The 23211-nt window shown below is 64.4% G+C and carries 20 protein-coding genes, 2 tRNA genes and 1 pseudogene; 9 read left to right on the forward strand and 14 right to left on the reverse strand.

Going from position 1 to position 23211, the window contains the following annotated elements; translation table 11 throughout:
- Positions 1–7 precede the first annotated feature (7 nt).
- Positions 8–613 (reverse strand): molybdenum cofactor guanylyltransferase, encoded by a 606-nt coding sequence (locus tag BH683_RS23305; protein ID WP_084838641.1) that lies wholly within the window; start codon positions 611–613, stop codon positions 8–10.
- A 69-nt stretch (positions 614–682) separates the two neighbouring features.
- Here BH683_RS23305 and BH683_RS23310 point away from each other — a divergent pair, with 69 nt between their 5' ends.
- Both BH683_RS23310 and fdhD read left to right on the forward strand, forming a co-directional pair.
- On the forward strand, positions 683–2980 hold the full coding sequence (locus BH683_RS23310) for an FdhF/YdeP family oxidoreductase (protein WP_084838725.1): 2298 nt from the start codon (positions 683–685) through the stop codon (positions 2978–2980).
- Positions 2980–3801 (forward strand): formate dehydrogenase accessory sulfurtransferase FdhD, encoded by an 822-nt coding sequence (gene fdhD, locus BH683_RS23315; protein ID WP_084838642.1) that lies wholly within the window; start codon positions 2980–2982, stop codon positions 3799–3801. The genes BH683_RS23310 and fdhD overlap by 1 nt, the downstream gene beginning before the upstream one ends.
- A gap of 48 nt (positions 3802–3849) precedes the next feature.
- On the opposite strand, the gene clpX is transcribed toward fdhD, so the two are convergent.
- From clpX to BH683_RS23340, 5 genes are all read right to left on the reverse strand, one after another.
- Positions 3850–5127: an ATP-dependent Clp protease ATP-binding subunit ClpX gene (gene clpX, locus BH683_RS23320; protein WP_084838643.1), complete on the reverse strand. Its 1278-nt coding sequence runs from the start codon at positions 5125–5127 to the stop codon at positions 3850–3852.
- 209 nt (positions 5128–5336) lie between these two features.
- Entirely contained in the window at positions 5337–5969 is a 633-nt protein-coding gene (locus BH683_RS23325) for an ATP-dependent Clp protease proteolytic subunit (RefSeq protein ID WP_094647676.1), read from the reverse strand.
- A 73-nt stretch (positions 5970–6042) separates the two neighbouring features.
- Positions 6043–6651, reverse strand: a complete 609-nt coding sequence (locus BH683_RS23330; protein WP_084838726.1) for an ATP-dependent Clp protease proteolytic subunit — start codon at positions 6649–6651, stop codon at positions 6043–6045.
- Positions 6652–6812: 161 nt separating this feature from the next.
- Positions 6813–8186 (reverse strand): trigger factor, encoded by a 1374-nt coding sequence (tig, locus tag BH683_RS23335; RefSeq protein WP_168187103.1) that lies wholly within the window; start codon positions 8184–8186, stop codon positions 6813–6815.
- Between the two features lie 29 nt (positions 8187–8215).
- Positions 8216–8289: transfer RNA gene (locus BH683_RS23340), tRNA-Pro, on the reverse strand.
- A 199-nt stretch (positions 8290–8488) separates the two neighbouring features.
- Between BH683_RS23340 and BH683_RS23345 the strand changes: the two genes are divergently transcribed.
- From BH683_RS23345 to BH683_RS23355, 3 genes are all read left to right on the forward strand, one after another.
- A tRNA-Gly gene (locus tag BH683_RS23345) sits at positions 8489–8559 on the forward strand.
- Between the two features lie 209 nt (positions 8560–8768).
- On the forward strand, positions 8769–10019 hold the full coding sequence (locus BH683_RS23350) for a lipase family protein (protein WP_246833536.1): 1251 nt from the start codon (positions 8769–8771) through the stop codon (positions 10017–10019).
- A 166-nt stretch (positions 10020–10185) separates the two neighbouring features.
- Positions 10186–10881: a L,D-transpeptidase gene (locus tag BH683_RS23355; RefSeq protein ID WP_246833537.1), complete on the forward strand. Its 696-nt coding sequence runs from the start codon at positions 10186–10188 to the stop codon at positions 10879–10881.
- A 71-nt stretch (positions 10882–10952) separates the two neighbouring features.
- Here BH683_RS23355 and sthA read toward each other — a convergent pair whose 3' ends face one another.
- The 4 genes from sthA to BH683_RS23375 all read right to left on the reverse strand — a co-directional run bounded on the left by sthA (position 10953) and on the right by BH683_RS23375 (position 14714).
- Positions 10953–12389, reverse strand: coding sequence for a Si-specific NAD(P)(+) transhydrogenase (gene sthA, locus BH683_RS23360; RefSeq protein ID WP_084838728.1), 1437 nt, complete (start codon positions 12387–12389; stop codon positions 10953–10955).
- Between the two features lie 119 nt (positions 12390–12508).
- Positions 12509–13369, reverse strand: coding sequence for a PE-PPE domain-containing protein (locus tag BH683_RS23365; protein WP_084838647.1), 861 nt, complete (start codon positions 13367–13369; stop codon positions 12509–12511).
- 57 nt (positions 13370–13426) lie between these two features.
- Positions 13427–14224, reverse strand: coding sequence for a DNA-formamidopyrimidine glycosylase family protein (locus tag BH683_RS23370; RefSeq protein WP_084838648.1), 798 nt, complete (start codon positions 14222–14224; stop codon positions 13427–13429).
- A 16-nt stretch (positions 14225–14240) separates the two neighbouring features.
- Positions 14241–14714 carry a ribose-5-phosphate isomerase gene (locus BH683_RS23375; RefSeq protein WP_084838649.1) on the reverse strand — a complete coding sequence of 158 codons (474 nt, stop codon included), beginning with the start codon at positions 14712–14714 and terminating at the stop codon, positions 14241–14243.
- An 80-nt stretch (positions 14715–14794) separates the two neighbouring features.
- Between BH683_RS23375 and BH683_RS23380 the strand changes: the two genes are divergently transcribed.
- The gene (locus BH683_RS23380; protein ID WP_084838650.1) at positions 14795–15841 is read left to right on the forward strand and encodes a M48 family metallopeptidase; all 1047 of its coding nucleotides are present in this window, start codon (positions 14795–14797) and stop codon (positions 15839–15841) included.
- A 7-nt stretch (positions 15842–15848) separates the two neighbouring features.
- Here the strand turns inward: BH683_RS23380 and BH683_RS23385 are convergent, their stop codons facing one another.
- Positions 15849–16460, reverse strand: coding sequence for a DsbA family protein (locus BH683_RS23385; RefSeq protein WP_084838651.1), 612 nt, complete (start codon positions 16458–16460; stop codon positions 15849–15851).
- Positions 16461–16704: 244 nt separating this feature from the next.
- Here BH683_RS23385 and pepN point away from each other — a divergent pair.
- A pseudogene (gene pepN, locus BH683_RS23390) lies at positions 16705–19272 on the forward strand (aminopeptidase N).
- Between the two features lie 62 nt (positions 19273–19334).
- On the opposite strand, the gene BH683_RS23395 reads toward pepN, so the two are convergent.
- The 3 genes from BH683_RS23395 to BH683_RS23405 all read right to left on the reverse strand — a co-directional run bounded on the left by BH683_RS23395 (position 19335) and on the right by BH683_RS23405 (position 20739).
- Entirely contained in the window at positions 19335–19808 is a 474-nt protein-coding gene (locus BH683_RS23395; protein WP_084838652.1) for a DUF5130 family protein, read from the reverse strand.
- Positions 19795–20046: a hypothetical protein gene (locus tag BH683_RS23400; protein ID WP_084838653.1), complete on the reverse strand. Its 252-nt coding sequence runs from the start codon at positions 20044–20046 to the stop codon at positions 19795–19797. Before BH683_RS23400 ends, BH683_RS23395 begins: the two co-directional genes overlap by 14 nt.
- Positions 20047–20193: 147 nt before the next feature.
- Positions 20194–20739, reverse strand: a complete 546-nt coding sequence (locus tag BH683_RS23405) for an HNH endonuclease (protein WP_094647705.1) — start codon at positions 20737–20739, stop codon at positions 20194–20196.
- A 326-nt stretch (positions 20740–21065) separates the two neighbouring features.
- On the opposite strand from BH683_RS23405, the gene BH683_RS23410 reads away from it, so the two are divergent.
- A complete protein-coding gene (locus tag BH683_RS23410) occupies positions 21066–21461 on the forward strand; it encodes a globin (RefSeq protein WP_084838729.1) in 396 nt (131 codons plus the stop codon).
- Positions 21462–21516: 55 nt separating this feature from the next.
- Positions 21517–23178, forward strand: coding sequence for a glycoside hydrolase family 13 protein (locus tag BH683_RS23415; RefSeq protein ID WP_084838655.1), 1662 nt, complete (start codon positions 21517–21519; stop codon positions 23176–23178).
- Positions 23179–23211: the final 33 nt, after the last annotated feature.

Below are 23211 nucleotides of genomic sequence, written 5' to 3' on the forward strand. Positions count from 1 at the left end.
GTGCGGCTCAGGGCACCCGGAGGCGATGCAGGTCTTCCGGCGCGTTGACGTTGGTCAACCAGGTGGAATCGGTCAGTGTGACGCGGTTGGTGCGCAACGCGTCGACTGCTGCGAGCATGCGACGTTCACCGGAAGCGACGAGATCGGCGAGGGTCCCCGATGCCCTGGTGCGGTAGACGCCCGCCAGGGGGTGCGCCCGTTGCGAGTCCACCGCGATCGCGGCGTCGTCGGACTCAGAGAGCCCGCGCAGCAACTCGTCCACCATCTCCGCGCTCACCAGGGGCATGTCGGTGGCGCAGACGAACACCACCTCGCGCCCCGCAGCCGCCGCGGCGACCAGACCGGTGACGAGACCACCGAGGGGACCCGCCCCGGGCTTCTCGTCGGTGACCCAGTTGATCTGTCCCGTCCCCGACTGCCCCTCGCTCAGACCCCGGTAGGCCGGTGATCCCTCCCGAGCGACAACCAGCACCGGGTCGCACCGTTCGGCGACGATCCGGGTGATGCGCCCGAGCATCGATTCCCCGTTCCATTCCAATGCCGCTTTGTCGCTACCCATTCGTTTCGACGCGCCGCCTGCCAAGACCACTGCGCCAATCTGTGCAACATCCATAGGACACAGTTAACGCGAGCGCGAGAGCGCTGTGGGCGAAAACGGATGCAGAGGGTGATGATGGATGCCATGAACGTCGAATCCGTACCCGAACCGAAGGCGCACGACGTCGAACAGCATCCGCCCAAGGTCTGGGCGGCAGGGGTACCTGCGGTGGCTGTGGCGCTCGCACGTTCGGTGAGGCAGATGGGCGCGACCCGCACGGCACGCACTCTCACCGCGCTCAATCAGCGTGAGGGTTTCGACTGCCCCGGTTGCGCCTGGCCCGAGACGCCCGGCCACCGCAAGCACGCAGAGTTCTGCGAGAACGGCGCGAAAGCCGTCGCCGAAGAGGCGACCACACGCACCGTCGGGCCCGACTTCTTTGCTGCACACAGCATTTCCGATCTCCGCGAGAGGTCCGAGTACTGGCTGTCCCAGCAAGGCCGGATCACCCATCCCATGGTGCTCACCGAGGGGGACGACCACTACCGGCCGATCCGGTGGGACCAGGCATTCACCCTCATCGCCGACGAACTGACGGGGCTGGAGCACCCTGACCAGGCAGCGTTCTACACCTCCGGTCGAACGAGCAACGAGGCAGCATTTCTCTACCAGCTCTTCGCACGATCCTTCGGTACGAACAACCTGCCCGACTGCTCGAACATGTGCCACGAGTCATCTGGTAGCGCCCTCATCGAGAGCATCGGGATCGGCAAGGGGTCGGTGTCCGTACCTGATCTCGAGAACGCCGACCTGATCATCATCGCGGGACAGAATCCCGGCACCAATCATCCCCGGATGCTCTCGACGCTCGAGAAGGCCAAGGAGCGGGGCGCCACCATCGTTGCGGTCAATCCCCTGCCCGAGGCCGGGCTCCTGCGCTTCAAGGATCCACAGAAGGTCGGCGGTGTCATCGGTAAAGGCACATCGCTGGCCGACCAGTTCCTGCAGATCCGGATCGGTGGGGACATGGCCCTGTTCCGGGGCCTGGCCAAACTGTTGCTGGACGCCGAACAATCGAGTCCGGGAACGATTTTCGATCACGCCTTCCTCCAGCAGCACTGTCTCGGGGTCGAGGACTACCTCGCAGAGGTGGCCACCGTCGACCTCGAAGAGATCGCCGAAGCCACCGGCCTGACAGAAGCGCAACTGCGCGACACCGCCGACAAACTGATCAGCTCGCATCGCACGATCATCTGCTGGGCCATGGGTTTGACCCAGCAGGCGCATGGGGTCGCGACCATCGAAGAACTCACCAATGTGTTGCTGCTGCGCGGCATGATCGGCAAACCTGGTGCCGGAGTGTGTCCGGTCCGTGGTCACTCGAACGTCCAGGGTGACCGGACCATGGGGGTCTGGGAGAAGATGCCGGACCACTTCCTCGACGCTCTCGATCGCGAGTTCGGCCTCGAGGTGCCGCGGCAACACGGGTTCGACACCGTGGACACGATCCGCGCCATGGCCGCGGGCGACATCAAGGTGTTCATCGCCATGGGCGGCAACTTCGTCTCCGCCTCCCCCGACACCCACGCCACTGCCGCTGCCCTGGGAACCTGCCGCCTCACGGTGCAGGTGAGCACGAAAATCAATGCCTCACACTTACGTTCGGGTTCAATAGGCCTGATCCTTCCCACGCTGGGACGCACCGATCGGGATATCTGCGACGGCCGCAAGCAGGAGGTCACCGTCGAGGACTCGATGTCGGTGGTTCACCTGTCCAGAGGTTCGCTTCCACCCTCGGGTACCGAGCTGCGGAGTGAGGTCGCCATCATCAGTGGGCTCGCAGAGGCCACGCTCGGACCGGATCATCCGGTGCCCTGGGGCCGTTTCCCGGCGGACTACAACGCGATCCGCGACCACATCTCCCGGGTGATACCAGGATTCGAGGACTTCAACACCAAGGTGCGCCACCCAGACGGCTTCGTGTTGCCGCACCCGCCGCGGGACACGCGAACCTTTCCCACCACGACCGGGAAGGCCAACTTCGCGACCAATCCGCTTCAGTGGCTGCGCGTTCGGTCTGGGCGCGTCATCCTGCAGACCATGCGCAGCCACGACCAGTACAACACCACGATCTACGGTCATGATGATCGGTATCGCGGGATCAAGGGTGATCGCAACGTCGTGCTGCTCAATCCCGACGACATCACGGCCCTCGGCCTGGCCGACGGACAGACCGTCGATCTCATTTCCGAGTTCGATGGGCCGGGGGGCCTCGAAGAACGCCGGGTCCACGCGTTCCGCGTCGTCGCGTACCCGACCCCGCGCGGCAACGCTGCGGCGTACTACCCCGAAACCAATCCACTCGTCCCCCTCGAACACGTTGCGGCCAAATCGAACACACCCGTCTCCAAGGCGATCACCGTCCGTATCGAGGCCTGCTGATGGGCCGGGTCAGCAGCCGAACCCGAGTTCGGCGCATCCGTCCGGGGAGCACGGACTCACGGGCCGACACCCTCGCCGTCGAAGAGCCACTGGAGATCAGGATCGCCGGTGAATCCCTGGCGGTGACCATGCGCACCCCCGGCTCCGATATCGAGCTCACACACGGCTTCTTGCTGACCGAAGGCATCATTTCCGGCGCCGACGACATCAGCGTCATCCGCTACTGCGACGGTGTCGACGACCAGGGTCGAAACACCTACAACGTCCTCGACGTGGCGATGCGTGATCAACAATCGATCCCGGAGACCGCGACCCGAAACTTCTACGCGACCTCATCGTGTGGGGTCTGCGGCAAGGCCTCACTCGACGCGGTGCGCCTCAAGTCAGATCATCGGCCGGCAGACGACCGTTGCACCGTCGAGGTGGGGACGCTCACCGGCCTGCCTGAGCAACTTCGCAACGCCCAGAAGACTTTCGACCTCACCGGTGGTGTTCACGGCGCCGCCCTGTTCCGCACCGACGGAACCCTGCTCGTGGCACGGGAAGACGTGGGACGGCACAACGCGGTCGACAAGGTGATCGGCTGGGCGGTACAGGAACGACTGCTGCCACTACGTGAGACCATCCTGATGGTGTCTAGTCGCGCGTCCTTCGAACTCGCACAGAAGGCCGTGATGGCCGGTATTCCCATCCTGGCGGCTGTCTCCGCCCCATCCTCGCTTGCCGTCGACCTCGGAAACGAAACGGACCTGACGGTCATCGGTTTTCTGCGCGGCGAATCGATGAACGTCTACTCCGGCGGTCACCGGGTCCTGGAATGACAGAACGCCGGTGGGATCGCTCCCACCGGCGTTGTCTGGAGAATCGGGTCAGGCGCTCTTGTCGCGCCGTTCGTCGCGGCGCGGCTTGCGAGGCACGATGGTCGGAAGAACGTTGTCGCGCACCGTTTCCCCGGTGACGACGACCTTCGCAACATCGTCGCGGCTCGGGATGTCGTACATCACCGGCAGCAGGACCTCTTCCATGATCGCGCGAAGCCCACGTGCACCGGTGCCGCGGTGGATGGCTTGATCAGCGATCGCTTCCAGCGCATCGTCGGTGAACTCGAGTTCCACACCGTCCATGTCGAACAACCGCGCGTATTGCTTGACCAACGCGTTCTTCGGCTGCGACAGGATGTTGACGAGAGACTCTTTGTCGAGGTTCGTCACGGATGCGATGACCGGCAGACGTCCGATGAACTCGGGGATCAGGCCGAACTTGATCAGATCCTCGGGCATGACTTCGGCGAAATGATCGGCGCTGTCGTCGTCGTTCTTTGCAACTTCTGTCCCGAAACCGATGCCTCGCTTGCCAATTCGATCGGAGACGATCTTGTCGAGTCCGGCGAAGGCACCGGCGACGATGAAGAGGACGTTGGTGGTGTCGATCTGGATGAACTCCTGGTGCGGATGCTTCCGTCCGCCCTGCGGGGGAACAGAAGCCTGCGTACCTTCCAGGATCTTCAGCAGTGCCTGCTGGACACCTTCGCCCGAGACGTCGCGCGTGATCGACGGATTCTCGCTCTTGCGGGCGATCTTGTCGACCTCATCGATGTAGATGATGCCGGTCTCTGCGCGCTTGACGTCGTAGTCCGCGGCCTGGATCAACTTCAGCAGGATGTTCTCGACGTCCTCACCGACGTACCCGGCCTCGGTCAGTGCCGTCGCGTCGGCGATGGCGAACGGGACGTTCAGCATCTTCGCGAGGGTCTGGGCGAGATAGGTCTTTCCACAGCCTGTCGGGCCGAGCATCAGAATGTTCGACTTCGCCAATTCCACCGGCTCCACCCCACGGGAATCCTTACGATCGCCCGCCTGGATTCGCTTGTAGTGGTTGTACACCGCAACGGCCAGGGTCCGCTTCGCCGTGTCCTGCCCGATGACGTAGTTCTCGAGGAAATCCCGGATCTCCATGGGCTTCGGGAGCTCATCGAGTTTGACGTCGCTGGTCTCGGCGAGCTCTTCCTCGATGATCTCGTTGCACAGGTCGATGCATTCATCGCAGATGTACACACCGGGACCAGCGATCAGCTTCTTCACCTGCTTCTGACTCTTTCCGCAGAAAGAACACTTCAGCAGATCGCCACCATCTCCGATACGTGCCATCTGTCGCTGTACCTACTTCCCTTACCCTGCTGCCCAGAAAATTCAAAGAATTCGCGCGGTCCGCCCAGCTCACCCGGAGTTCGGTAACCACGACCGTACCCGTAGGTGACCCGAACTTCGACCGATAAAGCCAAATGTCGCGGGCCTCTTTCAAAGCCCGCGACCCTCGGGCCGCCCTTTGCGCATCGCGCAAAGGGCAACCCATCGATCTACTTCTTGCGTCCGGACTTCTTGCGGTACTCGAAGACCTCGTCGATGATGCCGTATTCCTTGGCCTGCTCGGCGGTCAGGATGTTGTCGCGGTCGGTGTCCTTGCGGATCTTGTCGGCCGGCTGGCCGGTGTGGCCGGCCAAGATGTCGTCGAGCTTGCGGCGGATGCGTTCGATCTCGGCGGCCTGGATCTCGAGGTCGGAGACCTGACCCTGGTAGGCACCGCCGGTGCGGGGCTGATGGATGAGGATGGTCGCGTTCGGCAGGGCCGCCCGCTTACCCGGGGTTCCACCGGCCAGCACGATCGCGGCGGCGGACGCTGCTTCGCCGAGGCAGACCGTGGCGATGTCGCAGTGCACGTACTGCATCGTGTCGTAGATGGCAAGCATCGCCGGCACACTGCCACCGGGTGAGTTCACGTACATGATGATGTCGCGGTCGGGATCCTGCGACTCGAGCACCAGCAGCTGAGCCATGATGTCGTTCGCGACGGTCTCGTCGATCGGGGTGCCGAGGAAGACGATTCGTTCTTCGAAAAGCTTTGCGTACGGGTTGTACTCGCGTGCACCGTTCGGGGTGTGCTCGATGAACGAGGGCAGGATGTACCGAGCTTGGGGTGAAAGGTTGTTCATGGTTCTCATTACTTTCCGATGAGGTTGCGACGGGCCGGAGACGAAGCGGAGCGGAGCTCGACCATGGAATTGATCAGGCGCGCGTGATCACGTGATCGACGAGGCCGTAGTCCTTGGCCTGCTCGGCGGTGAACCACTTGTCGCGATCGGCGTCCAATTCGATCTGTTCCAGCGTCTGACCCGAGAACTCGGCGTTCAGCCGGTTCATCTCTTTCTTCGTCTGCGCGAACTGCTCCGCCTGGATGGCGATGTCGGCAGCTGTTCCGCCGATGCCCGCCGACGGCTGGTGCATCATGATCCGCGCGTGCGGCAGGGCGTGGCGCTTGCCCTTGGTTCCTGCGGCGAGTAGGAACTGGCCCATCGAGGCGGCCATGCCCATCGCATAGGTGGCGACGTCGCACGGTGCGAGTTGCATCGTGTCGAAGATCGCCATGCCGGCGGTCACCGAACCGCCGGGCGAGTTGATGTAGAGGTTGATGTCCTTGGTCGGATCCTCGGCCGAGAGCAGCAGGATCTGCGCGCACAGACGGTTGGCGATCTCGTCGTCCACCTGGGTGCCCAGGAAGATGATTCGCTCACGGAGCAAACGCTCGAACACCGAGTCGGTCAAGTTCAGTCCGGCCACACCCGAACTCGCGGTTGCTCCGGAGAGCGCGGGGGTGTGGATCTTCGGCTCAGTCACGGTACCTACCTTCGACGTCCCGGAAATCGATCCGGGGTTTTCGTTCAACGGACTCACAGTCATTTGATTGCTCTCTCCGACACTAACGAATAGGGGCGACGCCGATGGCTCGGCGTCGCCCCTATTCGCTGACAGCAGAAATTGTGCTGGCGTTTTGCCTGTTAGGACTTGTCGTCTGCCGACTCGTCGGCATCGCCGGCGTCTTCGGCGGCTTCTGGACGCGGGTAGAACTCCGTCGTGTCGACGGTTTCGCCCGCGGTGTCCTTGACCGTCACATCAGGGACGATCTGCGACAGTGCCTTGCTCCGGCGCACCTCGGCATACACGGCGCCGACCTGGTTGGCCTGCTGCAGTTGCTGAGCGAACTCTGCCGGCTGCATGCCGTAGCGCTGGGCCTGAAACATGATCTGCTGCATGAGCTCGTCCTGGCCGACCTCGGTCTCCTGCTGATCGGCGATGGCGTCGAGCAGCAACTGGGTCCGCACGGACTTCTCGGCGACCTCGCGGGCATCGGCCTCGAACTTCTCGCGAGTCGTGCCCTGTGCCTCGAGGAGGCTCTCGAACGCAGCGTCGTCGTGGCCGAGGCTGTGGACGACCTGGTGGATCTGGCTGTCGACCTCGGCGGTGACGATAGCCTCGGGCAGCGGAACATCGACGGTCTCGAGAAGCTTGGCGACGAGACCTTCGCTGATGGCGTTGGCCTGTTCCATCCGCTTCGACCGGGCGACACGCTCGCTCAGATCAGCTTTCAGCTCGTCGACCGTGTCGAACTCGCTTGCCAGCTGGGCGAACTCGTCGTCGACCTCGGGCAGCTCGCGCTCTTTCACAGAGAGGACCTTGACCGTCACGTCGGCCTGGTCACCACTGTGGTCGCCGGCGACCAACGTGCTCGTGAAGGTCTTTTCCTCGCCGGACTTGAGTCCGATCAGGGCCTCGTCCAGCCCGTCGATGAGCTCACCGGAACCGACCTCATGGGAGAGTCCGCTGGTGGCGGCTTCCTCGACCTCTTTGCCGTCGATGGTGGCGGACAGGTCGATGGAGACGAAGTCGCCATCGGCAACCGGACGATCGACACCGGTGAGGGTGCCGAAGCGGGCACGCAGTGCCTGCAGTTGCTCGTCGACGGCCTCGTCGGCGACCTCCAAGGGCTCGACCTCGATCTCGAGAGTCGAGTAATCCGGCAGCTCGATGTCGGGGCGGACGTCGACCTCGGCCGTGAAGGTGATGCTCTTGCCGTACTCGAGCTCTGCGAGGTCGATCTCCGGCTGACCGATCGCCTTGATATCGGTCTCGTCGACGGCCTCGCTGTACTTCGCGGGAAGCGCTTCGTTGACGACCTGCGCCAGCACTGCGTCGCGGCCGACACGGGCCTCGATGAGCTTGGCCGGGGCCTTGCCGGGACGGAACCCGGGGATCCGGATGTCGCGGGCCAGCGTCTTGTAGGTGCGGGCGAATTCCGGCTCCAGTTCCTCGAACGGAACCTCGACGTTGAGTTTGACCCGCGTCGGGCTGATCTGCTCGACGGTGCTCTTCACTTGACTCCCTTTATTGCTGTTCTCGTGAGTCGGGATGACAGGATTCGAACCTGCGACCCTCCGCTCCCAAAGCGGATGCGCTACCAAGCTGCGCCACATCCCGTGTAGGTCGTTCTGCCGCGTCCGGCGGCGCCTGCAGAACCGAACGCAAATACTACGTGCCAGCTCGCCCCGCACCTAAACCGGTGACTCACATCGGCTCGAACACCCCCGTTTCCAGCCGATTTCTGATCGGCGGGCACGAGGCGGTACAGTCCTTTTCGCAGCGACAGCAATGGCGATCCCACTGATGTCGTATGCACGCGGGTGTAGCTCAATGGTAGAGCCCTAGTCTTCCAAACTAGCTACGCGGGTTCGATTCCCGTCACCCGCTCAATCCGCGAAAGCCCCGGTCAGAGCATTGCTCGCCGGGGCTTTCGTCGTCTGAACACCCGCCTGGCGGGGTGAGCCCGTCGGCAACATAACTCGACTTGTTGACAGCGTGAGCGGCGCCATGTTTCATTTCGGTCACGTCGACGGGGAGGCCGACGGAATCTGTCGATCCGATGCCCCGGAGGCGAAGTGTCCGTGAGAAGTGCCCCTGTGTCCGACCGTGTGCGACCGCGGCGCGCCGTCCACCGCGTTCGCTTGCTGACCACCACCTCGGCCATCGTGGCGATGGCGCTGGCGGTGCTGGCAGTCACGCCGGGCATCGCGAACGCCGACGAGGCGGCCCTGCCGACGCCGCTGGCGGATCCGTTCTACGCTGCGCCGGCGAACCTCGGCGACTACGCCAACGGCGCGATCGTCGCCGAGCGCAAGATGCCGAACCCGCCCGGATTAAGTGACCTCGACACCTGGCAGCTCAAGTTCCGCAGCACAGACATGTACGCGCGGCCCATCGCGGCGGTCACCACCCTCCTGCTGCCGAAAAACCGGCGGGTCGATGCACCGGTTCTGAGTTTTCAGGACATCGTCAACGCACTCGGTCTCGAGTGCGCCCCATCGCGCACTCTGTTCACGCAGACGAACAGCCTCACGGCACGCCAGGTCCCCGCATTGGGCGGACTGCTCGCGCAAGGCTGGGTGATCGCGGTCCCCGATCATCTCGGCCCCCGCAGTGCCTATGGCGCCGCCCAGCTCGGCGGGCGCATCACCCTCGACGGCATCAAAGCGGCGCAGAACCTGCGCACCGCGAACATCTCACGCAGCCCTGTGGGCCTCATCGGTTACTCCGGCGGCGGCATGGCGACCGCGTGGGCTGCAGCCCTGGCACCGACCTATGCGCCCGACCTCGACCTTGCAGGCAGCGCTTACGGCGGTGCGCCGATGAACCTCATCAAGATGGCCGAGGGACTCGGCTACAACAAGCCGCACCCGGCGTTCGGGCTCGCGTACGCGGCCGCCGTCGGCCTGTCTCGCGAGTACCCGAACGAGATCGAGATGTGGGACAACCTCACCCCGCTCGGCCGATCGATGTACCTGCAGATGCAGAATGCCTGTACCACCGAGATCCTGGAGATCGGTGAAGATCACAGCGCCGATGAGATGACTCCCGACGTGAAGGTGTTCGACGATCCGGTCGCACGCAGGGTGGTCGCGGCCAACGGTCTCGACGCCTACCCAGGCGTTCCCAACTCACCCGTGTTCGAATGGCACAGTCCCACAGACGAACTCATTCCAGTCGATTCGATTGTCGCGACCAACGACCGCTACTGCCGGGCCGGGGTCCGCGTGACCAGCTTGTCGACGCCCGCCCCCAACCACGTGGCCGCCTATCCCCTGGGCCTTCCCGGCGCTTTCCAGTGGCTCAGCGATCGATTCGCGGGCGCAGGGGCGCCCAGTACATGCTGAGACATCGGTCACGTTTGGGCGCATGTCCAAACCCATCCGTCACATCAGCAACTCCAGTCACAGATGCGCATTTTCCGTTTGGCACCTGGGGTCCCTCATGCAACTATTGAATCCGCGCTTTCGGGGAGCGTACCGAAGAACGTCGCCAACGTTAGGGTTCAACATAGTGTCGACCAACAAGCTCGCCCGCGGTAGCTCCTTCGGGCGCACCGTCACCCGCCTTGTGGCCGCCGTTCTCGGCGTCATCGTCGTGACGCTGGCCATTCCGGCCACCGCGTCCGCGCAACCCGCACCCACCATTCCCGGACTGCCCGGCGTACCGCTGCCGACCATCCCCGGAGTCTTCACCCCGGCCCCGGCACCGCCCGTGGCGCCATCCACCCCGGAGCCGGCGCCTGAGCCGCCGAAGCCGGTCGAGCCCGCACCCCCGGTCGCCACCACGACCGGCTGGGTCGCACTCGCCGACGACGCCACCCATCAGATGACCATCTGGCAGGACGGCAAGGTCGTACGCACGATGCCCATCTCGATGGGCTCGAACGACCACCCGACCCCGAACGGCACGTACTACACCAAGGAGAAGTACCGCGACATGTACATGGATTCGTCCACGTACGGCGTCCCGGTCGACTCGGCCGAGGGGTACCGCACCTACGTCGAGTACGCGGTCCGTATGTCGTGGGATGGCATCTTCGTCCATGGCGCACCGTGGTCGGTAGAACAGCAGGGCAACACCAACGTGAGCCACGGTTGCATCAACCTCAGCCCTGAGAACGCACAGTTCGTCTACGAGAACTTCCCCGAGGGCACCCCGATCGTGGTGCAGGGCACCATCGGCGGACAGTACGTTCCCGGAAGCTAGATTCACCCCGAGCAGAACAGAGAACGGCGCCGAGGATTTTCTCGGCGCCGTTCCTCGTTGCGGTCGGGGCTCTACTCCGCGCCGAGCTCGTAGCCGTTGCCGGCACCGGTGACCCGCGCGATGGCCCGCATCTTGTTCACGGCGTCGAGGGCGGCGACCTTGTATCCCTCCGCCAGCGTCGGATAGTTGAACACCGCGTCGACGAGGTAGTCGATGGTCCCGCCACATCCCATCACCGTCTGACCGATGTGCACGAGCTCGGCGGCGTTGGAGCCGAAGACATGCACGCCCAGGATGCTGCGATCCTGCGCATCGACCAACAACTTGAGCATCCCGTAGGCGTCGCCCATGATGGCTCCCCTGGCCAACTCGCGATATCGGGCGACCCCCACCTCGAACGGCACGTTCGCAGCGGTCAACTCATCCTCGGTCTTTCCGACAAAGCTGATCTCCGGGATCGAGTAGATACCGATCGGGTGCTTCGACGAGTCCGTCTCACCGACGGGTTCACCGAACGCGTCGTACGCGGCCCGGCGTCCCTGCTCCATCGCCGTCGAAGCGAGCGCTGGGAAGCCGATGACGTCACCGACGGCATAGATGTGCGGAACGGCGGTGCGGAAACAGTCGTTCACCTCCAGGCGGCCTCGGTTGTCGCCTTCCAGACCTGCCGCCGCGACCCCGAGTTCCTCGGTGACCCCTTGTCGACCTGCCGAATACAGCACGGTGTCGGCCGGGATCTTCTTTCCTGACTCGAGAATCGTCACCGTGCCCGATGTGTGTTTCTCGACCATCTTGACCGACTCCCCGAAACGGAACGTCACCCCGCGGTCACGCAGCTGATACTGCAAGGCCTCGACGATCTCACGGTCGACGAAGTCGAGCATGCTGACGCGACGCTCGACGACGGTCACCTTGGTCCCGAGCGCGGCGAACATCGAGGCGTATTCGATCCCGATCACCCCGGCGCCTACCACCACCATGGACTGCGGCACCCGGTTCATCCCGAGGATCTGGTCGGAGTCGACGATGGTCGCGCCGTCGAATTCGACACTCGCCGGCCGGGCGGGCTTGGTCCCGACCGCGATCACCGCATGGTCGAACGTGATGTTCTTGTGGTCGCCCCCTGTCGATTCGACCTCGATCTCGTGCGGACCGAGGAACCTCGCGTTGCCGATGAGCAGAGCAACCCGGTTGCGCGACAACTGGTTCTGGATGACGTCGATCTCTTTGCCGACGACGTGCGAGGTGCGTGCCGAGAGATCGCCGACGGTGATGTCGGTCTTGAGCCGGTACGACTGGCCGTAGAGTTCACGCTGGTTGAGACCCGTGAGATAGAGCACCGCCTCGCGCATGGTCTTCGACGGAATGGTGCCGGTGTTGATGCACACTCCACCGACCATGTCCCGACGCTCGATCACGGCGGCCTTCTTACCGAGCTTGGCGGCGGCGATTGCCGCCTTCTGTCCGGCAGGGCCCGAGCCGATGACAACTAGATCGTAGTGATCCACGATTATTTCTCCCAGGGGTTGATCGTTCTGCGAATCAGTGTCGCCCACCTGGGCCCGCCGCACATTTCAGACGGGTGAATTGTTACCGGCGCCGACGAGAACCGGCGGCTCATCAGTGATCAGGCGGCACCCAGATCCGCAGCGTGCACGGCCCTGAACGTCGCTTGTACCTGAAGCCACTGGACCAGGGTCTGACATCCGGTCAGCTCACTGCCGACCATCGGCTCCGCGGCATACGCGGTGTGTCGGCCCCCTCGACGGTTGACCACCTTCAGGCCGCCGAGCATCAGACGAGCCGGAAGGTAGCCCGCTATCTCCACCGCCACCACCCGCAGACGCTGTATGTCCTTGCGCCATTGCCTCGGGCGTATCGAGGTACGCGCCGCGTTCTGGAAACTGTTGCTGGTCAGCACCTGCCAGAGGCTACGCAGCCAGCCGCGCAGATCACGTACGGACAAAGCCGCGGTCAGATCTGCGACGTCGCGGAGAAACGAGTCGTCGCTGGCGTTGCAGATGACATCGTCAGGGTCGGCGATCCACAGTGCGGGCAGCTCGCGCGGCAGCGGTGCACCCGGTCCCGCCAGCCCGAAACCATCGCATCCGTCGACCGCGCCGGGAGGCTGATGAGGGTCGGCGACAAATCCCGCCGCCACCACGCCACTGTGAAGGAGTCCATCGCGAGCCAGTAGTTCCCTGATCACGACGCAACCCTGCGAGTAGCCGATCAGCATGATCGGGCCCGGGGTCTCGGCGATCGCGGTCGCCAGGTGGTCGACTCCCGTCTGCACGCTGTCGAGGTAACTCACGCCCCCTGCACTGGGGACTGGACCGTAGCTGGCCGGGTAACCGACCCAACGGCTCACGAATCGGTCATCGAGACGATCGGTGACGGCGGCCAGCAGGCCGGACACCTCCGACCGGGCATCCCCCGGATACGACTCGCCTGTTCCCCCGACCGTCAACACTGTCACCATGGCCATCCGTCCATTGTGACGGCGCAACCTGAGGTCGACCTGAGGTCACGCTGAGGTGGTGGCTCACATCGGCTGACAGGTCGGGCACCAATAGACCTTGCGCGCCACCATCTCACCCATCAACACCTCGGTGCCGCAGACGCGACAGGGTTCTCCGGCACGCCGATACACATAGGTACGCGGCCGGCCGGGGCCGTACGCCGGCGCACCGTGATCGTCCGCGGGCCGCACGACGTGCATCTTGCCGCGGCGAACCCCGATCGCCATGAGTGTCACCAGATCGTCCCAGAGGCCGTCCCACTCGCTGCGATCGACGGATATACCAGGACGATGCGGATTGATGTTGGCGCGAAACAACACCTCGGCCCGGTAGACGTTCCCGACGCCGGCCAGCACCTTCTGATCCATCACCAGCGCGCCGATCGCTTTGCGCGACTTGCTGATCGCCGACCAGGCGACCTCGGGTTCGGCGTCTGTGCGCAGGGGGTCCGGCCCCAGTCTGGCGGTGAGGGCGAGAAGATCCTCGGGCGTGTACAGCTCGCAGGCCGTCGGTCCCCGCAGGTCCGTGCCGTAGTCATCGGACTCTATCCGCATCCGCACCTGGCCCACCGGCGCGGGCAGCGGTGCCTTTCCGTCGGAGAACGACCCGTACAGACCGAGGTGCACGTGCACGAGGTCGCCGCTACGGTAGCGATGGATGAGGTGCTTGCCCCACGCCTCGGCACCTGCGAACACCTGACCGTCGAGACGCTCGGCCGTCGACGCGAATCGACCTTGCGGACTCGTCACCGACACCGGCCGGCCGGCAAGACGACGTTGATGCAGAAGCGCGAGCCGGTGGAGCGTATGTCCTTCGGGCACAACGTCGCCCGGGAATTCAGTCGCCGGGCAGCGCCGGCGGCGTCCCGGTGCGCTCGTACTCGGACAGGATGTCGATGCGCCGCTGGTGGCGCGGCTCTTCCGACCACGCCGTCGACACGAATGCGTCGACGATGGCCAGCGCCTCATCCTTGCTGTGCATCCGTCCGCCGATGCCGATGAGCTGGGCGTTGTTGTGCTGACGCGCGAGCTGCGCGGTCTCCACACTCCAGGCGAGGGCGCAACGGGCGCCCGGGACCTTGTTCGCGGCGATCTGCTCGCCGTTACCGCTGCCGCCGAGCACGATGCCGAGACTGCCTTCGTCGGCGACGGTCCGGCGCGCAGCCTCGACGCAGAACGCCGGGTAGTCGTCCAGGGCGTCGTATTCGTGAGCCCCGCAATCGATCACCTCATGTCCTGCAGAGGTCAGATGTTCGGCGATCTGCCCCTTCAGCTCGAAGCCGGCATGGTCTCCACCCAGATACACGCGCATGCCGCCCAGTCTGTCAGAGGTGACGGGTGCAGAGAAAGCCACCCATCACCCGGGGACCGCGCGGCACTAGATTGGTGCTCGTGAATCCACAGCAGCCGCCGGCGTTCGGACCACCGGTCACCAACTGGCTCGCACCCGCGCCCTACGCCGGGCAGCCGCGGCGCCATCCGTGGGAGATCCCGATGCTGGTCCTGGTGATCCTGGTGGGCGTCGGCGGATATCTCCTGGGGGTGGTGATGGTGTCGCTCGGCTACCTCGACACGTGGTTCATCCTGATCCTCGTCGCGCCGCTGCTGATCTACCTGATCCGTGGTCTGACCTACGCGATGCCGCGGGTCAACGGCGTCAAGATGAGCCCCACCCAGTTTCCCGAAGGCCATCAGATGGTGGTCGAGGCAGCCCGACGATTCGGGCTGGAACAAGTGCCCGACGCGTACGTGGTCCTGGGCAACGGCACCATCAACGCTTATGCCTCGGGCCACGGCTTTCGCCGGTTCGTGGTGGTGTATTCGGACCTCTTCGAGATCGGCGGTCAGGCCCGCAGCCCGGAAGCCCTCCGTTTCATCATCGGGCACGAAGTCGGGCACATCGCCGCCGGGCACGTGTCGTACTGGCGCCAACTCGGCTCGGTCGTCGGCATGAACATCCCGGTCCTCGGCCAGGCCCTGTCCCGGTCGATGGAGTACACGGCGGACAACCACGGTTACTATCACCAGCCGTCGGGATCACCCGGCGCCATCGGCGTCCTCGCAGCGGGTAAGTACATGCTGACCTCGGTGAGCTTCGACGAGTTCGCCGATCGCGCGACCCACGAAAAAGGGTTCTTCACCTGGGTGACCAACCTGCAGGCAAGCCATCCGGTTCTCACCTGGCGTGCGGCTGCACTCCGCGACCGGACCGGGGCGGGCCGGATGTTCTTCCGTCCCAAGAACATCGTGCGCGGCATCGGCAGCGGGCACGTCCAGAAGCTCGCGCCCATCGGGTCACCCCCACAGTTCGGCGGACTGGTGGCACCCGGCCACCCGCCGTACCACCCACCGCAGCAGGCCGCGCCCCGCACGCCACCCGGCCCACCGGTCGATCTCCGCAAGCCCGAGACCGACCGGGATGGCGACCAAGGAGTCTGAGCAGCGCTCAGTCGAACTGAGGGTCCTCGTTCCGGCTCCGCTTGAGTTCGTAGAAGTGCGGGTAGCTCGCCAGCGCGACCGACCCGTCCCAGACGCGGCCTGCATCCTCGCCACGCGGAATACGCGAGAGCACGGGGCCGAAGAACGCCACATCGTTGATGTGGATCGTCGGGGTTCCCACGTCGTCACCGACCTTGTCCATCCCGGCGTGATGACTCTCGCGGATCACGTCGTCGAAGGTGGTCTCGTCGGCCGCCTTCGCCCACTCCGCGGGGAGGCCGAGCTCGGCCAGGGCAGCGGGGATGACCTCGTCGAAGTCCTTCACGCCCTTGTTGTGGATGAGCGTGCCGAACGCCGTGTAGAGCGGCGACAGGATCTCGTCACCCCGCTCGGACTGTGCCTTGGCGATCACCCGTACCGGACGCCACGCGTGCTTGAGACCCTCCCGGTATTCCTGCGGGACGTCCTTGCCCTCGTTCAGCACGGCCAGGCTCATGATGTGGAAGTTGGTCTCGATGGTCCGGACCTTCTCCACCTCGAGGATCCAGCGTGAGGTGATCCAGCACCACGGGCAGAGCGGATCGAACCAGAAATCAACACGATCGATCGAGTCAGTCATGCGCAGAACACTCCTTGTTCAGGGTCGACGTCAGCGTCAACCGATGTGACCATTCACCAAGACCAACAACCGTCGGCCTCCAGCATTCCCGGTCCGGTACACGCGCGCCACCACTGCGAGAGGCCATACGGTAGTTGTGTACTGGTCAGCAGGACTTCCCACGAACCTCCACAATTTCACGAACATCCGCAATCCACCATCAACATCCGCAATCCAACATCTCTGCGAAGGCGAGGCAACCCACGTGGCGGCACCAAATTTGACCCGTGATCTCGCGGGCCGGCGGTCGGCGAACATCTCGGTCTCCAACTATGCGATCGATCTCGACCTCACCGACGGCGCAGGCAAACCCGGCGAGAAGACCTTCCGGTCGGCGGTCACAATCACCTTCAGCGCAACCGCGGGTTCGTCGTCGTTCGTCGATCTGATCGCCGAGACGGTCCACACAGCGAAGCTGAACGGGTCGGCATTGGACATCGCCGGGTACTCCGAGGAAGACGGGCTGGCACTGACGGACCTGGCCGCCGAGAACACTCTCGAGATCGTCGCCGATTGTGTGTACTCGCACACCGGTGAGGGCCTGCATCGCTTCGTCGACCCGACAGATGACGCGGTCTACCTCTATTCACAGTTCGAGACTGCCGACGCCAAGAGGATGTTCGCGTGTTTCGACCAGCCGGACATGAAGGCGACATTCGATGTCACCGTCACCGCGCCCACCGATTGGAAGGTGATCTCCAACGGCGCCGGTACCGAAACATCGCCGGGCACACACACGTTCGCGACGACTCCCCTGCTGAGCACCTATCTGGTCGCTCTCATCGCCGGCCCGTACACGCAGTGGACTGACGCGTATACCGACGAGCACGGCACGATCGACCTCGGCATCTTCTGCCGCTCGTCCTTGGCGGAGTTCATGGACGAAGAACGGCTGTTCACCGAGACCAAGCAGGGATTTGAGTTCTACCACAAGAACTTCGGCATCCCTTATGCGTTCGGCAAATACGATCAGCTGTTCGTTCCGGAGTTCAACGCCGGAGCGATGGAGAACGCCGGCGCGGTCACCTTCCTGGAGGACTACGTCTTCCGGTCCAAGGTGACGAAGTATCTCTACGAGCGGCGCGCCGAGACCGTTCTGCACGAGATGGCCCACATGTGGTTCGGCGACCTGGTCACGATGCAATGGTGGGATGACCTGTGGCTCAACGAGTCCTTCGCCACCTTCGCCTCTGTGCTCTGCCAGTCAGAGGCCACGGAATACAAGAACGCCTGGACCACCTTCGCCAACGTCGAGAAGTCCTGGGCCTACCGTCAGGACTAGTTGCCTTCCACTCACCCGGTGGCCGCGGACATCCCCGACATCGCTGCGGTGGAGGTGAACTTCGACGGGATCACCTATGCCAAAGGCGCATCCGTACTCAAACAGCTCGTCGCCTATGTGGGTCTCGACCACTTCCTGGCGGGCCTGCGGGACTACTTCCAGGCACACAAGTTCGGCAACGCCACCTTCAGTGATCTGCTCGGGGCCCTCGAGAAGTCGTCGGGACGCGACCTGTCGGACTGGGGCTCGCAATGGCTCAAGACGACCGGGATCAACGTCATCCGGCCGGATTTCGATCTCGACGAGTCGGGGGTGATCACCCGGTTCGACATCCTCCAGGACGGCGCGGCCCCCGGTGCCGGCGAGACCCGCACCCACCGCCTCGCGGTCGGCGTCTACGACGACGTGGACGGAAAGCTGGTGCGTACCAAACGAGTCGAACTCGACGTCGCCGGAGACCGCACCTCGGTGGACGAGCTTGTCGGAGTCCATCGCGGGCAACTCATCCTGCTCAACGACGACGATCTGACCTACTGCTCGGTGCGCTTGGACCCCGACTCGCTGGCGACGGTGACCAGCCGGATCGGCGACATCGGCGAATCGATGCCGCGGACACTGGCGTGGTCGGCCGCGTGGGAGATGACGCGGCAGGCCGAGATGCGCGCCCGTGACTTCGCGGCCCTGGTCGCCCACGGCATCGGATCCGAATCGGAGATCGGCGTGGTGCAGCGGGTGCTCTTGCAGGCCCAGACCGCCATCGACGCCTACGCCGATCCGGAGTGGGCCACCACGACCGGCTGGCCAGAGTTCAGCACCCGCCTCCTCGAACTCGCCCGAGCGGCCGAGGCCGGCTCGGATCATCAGCTGGCGTTCGTGAACTCGCTGCTGTCCGGGGTACTGGCACCGGAGCAGACCGACGTGGTCGCCGCGCTGCTGGACGGCGACCCCGCCGACCAGGGTCTGCAGGGACTGACCGTGGACACCGATCTGCGCTGGTCGATCGTCAACGCCTTGGCGACCGCAGGCGCCATCGACACCGATCCGGCGAGCACGCCGGTGATCGACGCAGAATTGGAACGGGACAACACCTCGGCGGGCAGCCGTCAGGCTGCCAGGGCGAGGGCCGCCCGGCCGCTGGCCGAAGCAAAAGCAGATGCCTGGTCACGTGCCGTCGAAGACGATTCGCTGTCCAACACCTTGGGCAGGTCGATCATCGCCGGATTCTCGCGTCCGGGGCAGGGTGAACTCCTCGCCCCCTACACCGCAAAGTACTTCGAGGCGGTGCCGCAGGTCTGGGCGCGCCGTTCGAGCGAGGTGGCGCAGACGGTCGTGGTCGGTCTGTACCCGAACTGGGCAGCCGACGAGCGCGGATTGGCACTGGCTGACGAACTCCTGGCCGGCGACCATCCCTCGGCATTGCGGCGGCTGATCTCCGAAGGCCGGGACACCGTGGCCCGCGCGTTACGGGCACGCGAGTTCGACAAGAGCTGAGCCGATAGAAAAAGGCGGGGTGACCGAAAGGTCACCCCGCCTTTTTTCTGGAGTTGAAGAGATCAGCGAATGGTCGCCGCTGCTGCGATGACGCGGATCGCAGAGATGATGCCGTCGACGAGATCGCCGGAACGGATTCCGGCGATGGCAGCAGTCACACCGAGTTGCGCCACCCGGTCGTTGAGGCGGGCAGCCACCTCTTTTCCGGAGACGACCACAACGTCTTTGGTGTTGGGAGCAATCGCGATCAGAACCGCATGTTCGGGCTCGGGCGCACTCGGCAGTATGGCGGAAGCGCCCGCGAAGGCGTCTTCGCCGAGATCACCGATGAACACCGAGAACCGGATGCCGGTCTCGTCGGTCGCGTCGGCGAGCGCTTCGTCCAGCGCCACCAATTCGTCGGTGTGGAACGGCGGGGTCGCCGGGACGTCACCCGGGAAGCGTGCGGCCGAGACGCGACCGCTCGGAGTCAGCACCGCACCCATCGGGAGCGAATCCGCATCGACATTGGACTTGATCAGGTCACCACTTGCCACTTGCCGAGCCTCCGATCAGATCGTCGTGGCCGTGCCCGTGGTAACCGGGAGCCACCGGATTCGCCTCCGTGGCGCTGAGCAGCAGCGGACCGTGCTCCCACTTCTGGTCGATCTTGTAGTACTGCACCTTGGGGTACTTGACCCCACTGGTGACCACCAGTGCCCCGATCACCATGACCACCGAGATGATGGTGATGATGATGACCGGCATGCCGATCGCCACTATCAGGCCTTCCATCGCATCCGCCCTTCAGACTGCTCAGTTGGTCGAGCTGCGCTTCGCTTCGTCTCCGCTCGACCTCTTGCCTCAAAACTTAGCCGACGACCCCGACGGATGCGCCGTCAGGTCGCCCGTGTTCCGGCCGGACCTTGTCGCCGCTCAGACCTAAGCTGCCCCGACATCCAGGTAGCGCATCCACGCCGGATCGAAGTCCTTCACGGTTGCCAGCAACCGCCAGTGCCTGCCCTTGGGCGCGGTCAGCGGCACCTTGAGCGTCCACCCGAGCTCACCGAGCAGCTTGTCGGCCTTCTTGTGGTTGCACGAGGCGCAGCAGGCCACGCAGTTGTCCCAGGTGTGGGTGCCACCGCGACTGCGCGGGACCACATGGTCGATGGTGTCCGCCTTGCCGCCGCAGTAGCCACATCTCGTCCGGTCGCGCTGCATGAGCGCAGCCCTCGTCATCGGGATGACCGCGCGATACGGGACCCGGACGTAGTTGCGCAGCCGGATCACCGACGGGATGGCGAGTGCGAGGTCCGCCGAGTGGATGAGTGGGCCGGCGCCGTCCTCGTGGATGACGTCGGCCCGCTCTCTAAGGACCAGGACTATCGCACGACGTATCGATATGGCTGCGAGCGGTTCGTAGGTCGCGTTGAGGAGCAGGACCCGGTGTTTTCCCCATCGGGACCCTGCACCTGTGGGTGGGGCCATGACCGCGTCGGTCGCCCCGGAACGGGGGTCGAGGGTGGACACGCTGGCCTCGCCGCGTGTCCTGACGCGCGCGTCAGCACGGGCCGCGACGCCTTCCTGCCCCGCGCGTGCCTTCTCGCGCTGCGTCTTCGTCCGCGACATCTAACCTCCCGGCCAAACAACCGACCTCGGTGGGAACGATTCAGTTCAACATGGAAATGCGATTAATGCACGACAATATGAAGCCTCGGCGGAGGTCGTTTCGGTGAACACTGCGTGTCGGCCCCGATCGCCCGGGAGACCCCAGCGCCCGGGTGCCCGATCGCAGGTGATGGAACAATGTGGTGGTGAGTACTTCTCCGCAGACGTTCTACGAGGCAGTGGGCGGCGAACAGACTTTTCACGATCTGACCGCGCGCTTCTACGAGGAGGTCGCCCGGGACGAGATCCTGCGGCCGCTCTATCCCGAGGAAGATCTGGGCCCTGCCGAACGCAGGATGCGCATGTTCCTCGAGCAGTACTGGGGTGGTCCACGAACCTACTCCGACGAGCGAGGACACCCTCGGTTGCGGATGCGACACAACCCCTTCCGGATCGGGCAGCTGGAAAAGGCGGCGTGGCTGCGGTGCATGCACATCGCGATCGCATCCATCGATTCGGAGCGCCTCGATGACGAGCATCGGCAGGCCCTCACCGAGTACATGGAGATGGCCGCCGAATCCATGGTGAACGCACCTATGTGAGCCGTGCGACGCACGCGGCGGTGTGATCACGTCCTCCACTGGTACGTGAGGCAAGATGAGTGGTGTGAGTGACACGCAGAAAGACGATCTATCCGCAGCCGAAACCGATGCGGCACAGGGTGTTCAGCCTGCAAGGACGGCTGAATACCCACTGTGGTGGCAAAACGCGATCTTCTACCAGATCTACCCACGGTCGTTCTCAGATCACAACGGTGACGGCGTCGGCGACATACCCGGGGTCATCGACAAACTCGGCTACCTCGAACTTCTCGGTATAGATGCCCTGTGGCTGAGCCCCGTGATGAAGTCCCCGATGGCCGACCACGGCTACGACGTGTCCGATCCCCGCGACATCGACCCCTTGTTCGGCGGCCTCGAGTCACTCGACACCCTCGTCGCCGAAGCACACAGTCGCGGCATCAAGGTGACCATGGATCTGGTCCCCAACCACACCAGCGATCAGCACGCATGGTTTCTCGAAGCCCTCGGAGCCGAACCCGGTAGCCAGGCTCGCGAACGCTACATCTTCCGAGACGGCAAGGGCCCCGACGGTGCCGAACCCCCTAACAACTGGCCCAGCGTGTTCGGTGGACCGGCATGGACCCGGATCACCGAGCCCGATGGAACGCCCGGGCAGTGGTACCTGCACATTTTCGCCGCCGAGCAGCCCGACCTGAACTGGGACAATCCCGAGGTCTTCGCCGACCTCGAGAAGACCCTTCGCTTCTGGCTGGACCGCGGCATCGACGGATTCCGGATCGACGTCGCCCACGGGATGGCCAAGCCTGCAGGCCTGCCCGACATGGACCATGAGGCGGCCGGTCTGCTCAGCAACGACGACGACGATCCCCGCTTCAACAATGCCGGCGTACACGACATCCATCGGAAGATCCGCGGCGTGCTCGACGACTATCCGGACGCCATGACAGTCGGCGAGATCTGGGTGAAGGACAACGTCCGTTTCGCCGAGTACGTGCGTCCTGACGAACTCCATCTCGGCTTCAACTTCCGCCTCGCGAAGGTTCAGTTCGACTCCGAGGAGATTCGCGGCGCAATCGAACACTCCCTGGAAGCGGTTGCCTCGGTGTCGGGCACCCCGACCTGGACGCTGTCGAACCACGATGTCGAGCGTGAGGTGACCCGCTACGCAGAGCACGACTCCCCCACGGCCGGCACCGACCGGGCGCGCGCAATGCTCCTCGTCGAGTTGGCGCTGCCGGGCGCGGCGTTCATCTACAACGGCGCCGAGTTGGGACTGCCCAACGCCGACCTGCCCGATGACGTGCTCCAGGATCCGGTCTGGGAACGCTCAGGTCACACAGAACGTGGCCGCGACGGCTGCCGTGTGCCGCTGCCCTGGGAAGGCACCTCGCCGCCGTTCGCGTTCTCCACCAACCCCGACACCTGGTTGCCGATTCCGGCGGAATGGACCGGGCTGACCGCCGAGGCCCAACTCGAGGACATCGATTCCACCCTGTCGCTCTACCGGCAGGCCATAGAGCTGCGGAAGAGTCGTCCGGAGTTCGCGGGTGAGGGTATCGAGTGGTACGGCGCACCCGAGGGCTGCCTGGCATTTCGGCGAACGATGGGCAAGTTGGTCTGCGCTCTCAACGCCGGCCCGACCCCCATCGGACTGCCGCCCGGTGACCTCTTGTTGAGCAGCACGCCGCTGATCGATGGCAAACTGGCGCCGAACTCCGCGGCCTGGTTGATCTGAGAGCCGGTTCTGGTGGGTTCCGGCGGGCATTCT

The sequence above is a fragment of the Williamsia sp. 1138 genome, assembly GCF_002095435.2.
Classification (GTDB): Bacteria; Actinomycetota; Actinomycetes; order Mycobacteriales; family Mycobacteriaceae; genus Williamsia.